Annotated in this window: 3 rRNA genes; all 3 read right to left on the reverse strand. The window is 53.5% G+C overall.

The window, feature by feature from the left end:
* Positions 1 to 49: 49 nt before the first annotated feature.
* Positions 50 to 162, reverse strand: a 5S ribosomal RNA gene (gene rrf, locus OR16_RS23370).
* Between the two features lie 133 nt (positions 163 to 295).
* A 23S ribosomal RNA gene (locus OR16_RS23375) occupies positions 296 to 3,166 on the reverse strand.
* 184 nt (positions 3,167 to 3,350) lie between these two features.
* A 16S ribosomal RNA gene (locus OR16_RS23380) occupies positions 3,351 to 4,882 on the reverse strand.
* The 16S, 23S and 5S rRNA genes sit together here, the layout of an rRNA operon.
* Positions 4,883 to 4,978 lie beyond the last annotated feature (96 nt).

Here is a 4,978-nt window from a genome sequence, read left to right on the forward strand (position 1 = left end):
CAAAAGCAAAACCCCCCAGTACTTTCGTACTGGGGGGTTTCAAGGGAGAGCCTGGCGATTACCTACTTTCACACGGGTATCCGCACTATCATCGGCGTGGAGTCGTTTCACGGTCCTGTTCGGGATGGGAAGGGGTGGTTCCAACTCGCTATGGTCACCAGGCATAAACGGTGGCCGCGTTGAGATGTGCTCAACGCAGCAAATAGGGATGTAGTAGAGGTTGTGCGTATCGGCCAAGCTGCGCCTTGCTGCGCAGCGGCACGCGATACTCAACCAGGAGAAACACACTGGTTATAGGATCAAGCCTTACGGGCAATTAGTACTGGTTAGCTTAACGCATTACTGCGCTTCCACACCCAGCCTATCAACGTCCTGGTCTCGAACGACCCTTCAAGGAGCTCAAGGCTCCAGGGAATCCTCATCTTCAGGCGAGTTTCCCGCTTAGATGCTTTCAGCGGTTATCTCTTCCGTACATAGCTACCCTGCGATGCCTCTGGCGAGACAACAGGTACACCAGCGGTACGTCCACTCCGGTCCTCTCGTACTAGGAGCAGCCCCCGTCAAGATTCCAACGCCCACGGCAGATAGGGACCAAACTGTCTCACGACGTTTTAAACCCAGCTCACGTACCTCTTTAAATGGCGAACAGCCATACCCTTGGGACCGGCTACAGCCCCAGGATGAGATGAGCCGACATCGAGGTGCCAAACACCGCCGTCGATATGAACTCTTGGGCGGTATCAGCCTGTTATCCCCAGAGTACCTTTTATCCGTTGAGCGATGGCCCTTCCATTCAGAACCACCGGATCACTATGTCCTGCTTTCGCACCTGCTCGACTTGTCGGTCTCGCAGTTAAGCACGCTTTTGCCATTGCACTTTAGGTACGATGTCCGACCGTACCAAGCGTACCTTCGAACTCCTCCGTTACACTTTGGGAGGAGACCGCCCCAGTCAAACTGCCTACCATGCACTGTCCCCGATCCGGATTCACGGACCAAGGTTAGAACCTCAAACAAACCAGGGTGGTATTTCAAGGTCGGCTCCACGCAGACTGGCGTCCACGCTTCAAAGCCTCCCACCTATCCTACACAGATCGGTTCAAAGTCCAATGCAAAGCTACAGTAAAGGTTCATGGGGTCTTTCCGTCTAGCCGCGGGGAGATTGCATCATCACAAACACTTCAACTTCGCTGAGTCTCGGGAGGAGACAGTGTGGCCATCGTTACGCCATTCGTGCAGGTCGGAACTTACCCGACAAGGAATTTCGCTACCTTAGGACCGTTATAGTTACGGCCGCCGTTTACCGGGACTTCAATCAAGAGCTTGCACCCCATCATTTAATCTTCCGGCACCGGGCAGGCGTCACACCCTATACGTCCACTTTCGTGTTTGCAGAGTGCTGTGTTTTTATTAAACAGTCGCAGCCACCATTTTATTGCAACCCCTTCACCCTCCTGGCGCAGGCCAGTCAAGCTACAAGGGCGTACCTTATCCCGAAGTTACGGTACCAATTTGCCGAGTTCCTTCTCCCGAGTTCTCTCAAGCGCCTTAGAATACTCATCTCGCCCACCTGTGTCGGTTTGCGGTACGGTCTCGTATGACTGAAGCTTAGAGGCTTTTCTTGGAACCACTTCCAATTGCTTCGCAGCACTAGGCCGCTCGCCCCATATCCTTGAATTCCGCGCCCGGATTTGCCTAAGCGCCTTCTCCAATACAGGGACCGGGACTTCCAACACCCGGACAACCTTCCGCGATCCGTCCCCCCATCGCATCATACGACGGTGCAGGAATATTAACCTGCTTCCCATCAGCTACGCATCTCTGCCTCGCCTTAGGGGCCGACTCACCCTACGCCGATGAACGTTGCGTAGGAAACCTTGGGCTTACGGCGAGGGGGCTTTTCACCCCCTTTATCGCTACTCATGTCAGCATTCGCACTTCTGATACCTCCAGCATCCTTTACAAGACACCTTCACAGGCTTACAGAACGCTCTCCTACCATGCGCATCCGCAGCTTCGGTGACTGGCTTAGCCCCGTTACATCTTCCGCGCAGGACGACTCGATCAGTGAGCTATTACGCTTTCTTTAAAGGATGGCTGCTTCTAAGCCAACCTCCTGACTGTTTTAGCCTTCCCACTTCGTTTCCCACTTAGCCAATCTTAGGGACCTTAGCTGGCGGTCTGGGTTGTTTCCCTCTTGACACCGGACGTTAGCACCCGATGTCTGTCTCCCGTGATTGCACTCTTCGGTATTCGGAGTTTGCTATGGCGGGGTAATCAGCAATAGACCCCCCAACCATGACAGTGCTCTACCCCCGAAGGTGAGACACGAGGCACTACCTAAATAGTTTTCGGAGAGAACCAGCTATTTCCAGACTTGTTTAGCCTTTCACCCCTATCCACAGCTCATCCCCTAATTTTTCAACATTAGTGGGTTCGGTCCTCCAGTACGTGTTACCGCACCTTCAACCTGGCCATGGATAGATCGTCTGGTTTCGGGTCTACACCCAGCGACTGAACGCCCTATTCGGACTCGCTTTCGCTACGCCTTCCCTAATCGGTTAAGCTTGCCACTGAATGTAAGTCGCTGACCCATTATACAAAAGGTACGCCGTCACCCGTTTCCAGGCTCCGACTGTTTGTATGCATGCGGTTTCAGGATCTATTTCACTCCCCTCCCGGGGTTCTTTTCGCCTTTCCCTCACGGTACTGGTTCACTATCGGTCGATCACGAGTATTTAGCCTTGGAGGATGGTCCCCCCATCTTCAGACAGGATTTCACGTGTCCCGCCCTACTTGTCGTACACCTAGTTCCACAACGCTGTTTTCGCATACAGGGCTATCACCTGCTATGGCCGGGCTTTCCATCCCGTTCTGCTAACAACACTGCTAAAGAGTACAAGGCTCTTCCCATTTCGTTCGCCACTACTCTGGGAATCTCGGTTGATTTCTGTTCCTGCAGCTACTTAGATGTTTCAGTTCGCCGCGTTCGCTTCCCTGACCTATGTATTCAGTCAGGGATGACCCATAAGGGCCGGGTTTCCCCATTCGGACATCTCCGGATCAAAGCTTGTTTGCCAGCTCCCCGAAGCTTTTCGCAGGCTACCGCGTCCTTCATCGCCTGTGATCGCCAAGGCATCCACCACATGCACTTGTTCGCTTGACCCTATAACGAGTGTGTCTCAAACTTCCGTTCAAGGCGTGCTCGCTACAGGATGAGTTCTCGCATTTGTGCCGTATTCCAAGTCATCTTTCGATCACTTAAATACATTTTGGTTGATACAATCACAACCCGGTATCGTGTAACAAACCGATAAGTGTGAACGCTCGACTTTAGATGCACGCTCTTGAAAGGAGGTGATCCAGCCGCACCTTCCGATACGGCTACCTTGTTACGACTTCACCCCAGTCATGAACCCTGCCGTGGTAATCGCCCTCCTTGCGGTTAGGCTAACTACTTCTGGCAAAACCCACTCCCATGGTGTGACGGGCGGTGTGTACAAGACCCGGGAACGTATTCACCGCGGCATGCTGATCCGCGATTACTAGCGATTCCAGCTTCACGTAGTCGAGTTGCAGACTACGATCCGGACTACGATGCGTTTTCTGGGATTGGCTCCCCCTCGCGGGTTGGCAACCCTCTGTACGCACCATTGTATGACGTGTGAAGCCCTACCCATAAGGGCCATGAGGACTTGACGTCATCCCCACCTTCCTCCGGTTTGTCACCGGCAGTCTCTCTAGAGTGCTCTTGCGTAGCAACTAAAGACAAGGGTTGCGCTCGTTGCGGGACTTAACCCAACATCTCACGACACGAGCTGACGACAGCCATGCAGCACCTGTGTCCACTTTCCCTTTCGGGCACCTGATGCATCTCTGCTTCGTTAGTGGCATGTCAAGGGTAGGTAAGGTTTTTCGCGTTGCATCGAATTAATCCACATCATCCACCGCTTGTGCGGGTCCCCGTCAATTCCTTTGAGTTTTAATCTTGCGACCGTACTCCCCAGGCGGTCAACTTCACGCGTTAGCTACGTTACTGAAGAAATGAATCCCCAACAACTAGTTGACATCGTTTAGGGCGTGGACTACCAGGGTATCTAATCCTGTTTGCTCCCCACGCTTTCGTGCATGAGCGTCAGTGACGTCCCAGGGGGCTGCCTTCGCCATCGGTATTCCTCCACATCTCTACGCATTTCACTGCTACACGTGGAATTCTACCCCCCTCTGACATACTCTAGCCTTGCAGTCACAAGCGCCATTCCCAAGTTGAGCTCGGGGATTTCACGCCTGTCTTACAAAACCGCCTGCGCACGCTTTACGCCCAGTAATTCCGATTAACGCTCGCACCCTACGTATTACCGCGGCTGCTGGCACGTAGTTAGCCGGTGCTTATTCTTCCGGTACCGTCATCCCCCCGCCGTATTAGGGCAAGGGATTTCTTTCCGGACAAAAGTGCTTTACAACCCGAAGGCCTTCTTCACACACGCGGCATTGCTGGATCAGGGTTGCCCCCATTGTCCAAAATTCCCCACTGCTGCCTCCCGTAGGAGTCTGGGCCGTGTCTCAGTCCCAGTGTGGCTGATCGTCCTCTCAGACCAGCTACTGATCGTCGCCTTGGTGGGCCTTTACCCCACCAACTAGCTAATCAGACATCGGCCGCTCCTATCGCGCGAGGCCTTACGGTCCCCCGCTTTCACCCTCAGGTCGTATGCGGTATTAGCTAATCTTTCGACTAGTTATCCCCCACGACAGGGCACGTTCCGATGTATTACTCACCCGTTCGCCACTCGCCACCAGGATTGCTCCCGTGCTGCCGTTCGACTTGCATGTGTAAGGCATGCCGCCAGCGTTCAATCTGAGCCAGGATCAAACTCTTCAGTTTAATACCTGTGTGGTTCCAAGCAGTTGCCTGCTGAAACCTCGCTCTTTCGAGCGGTCGCTCACTCTCAGAAAACTGACTGGCTACATCCGTGATTTG

The sequence above is a fragment of the Cupriavidus basilensis OR16 genome (assembly GCF_000243095.1).
Lineage (GTDB): Bacteria > Pseudomonadota > Gammaproteobacteria > Burkholderiales > Burkholderiaceae > Cupriavidus > Cupriavidus basilensis_D.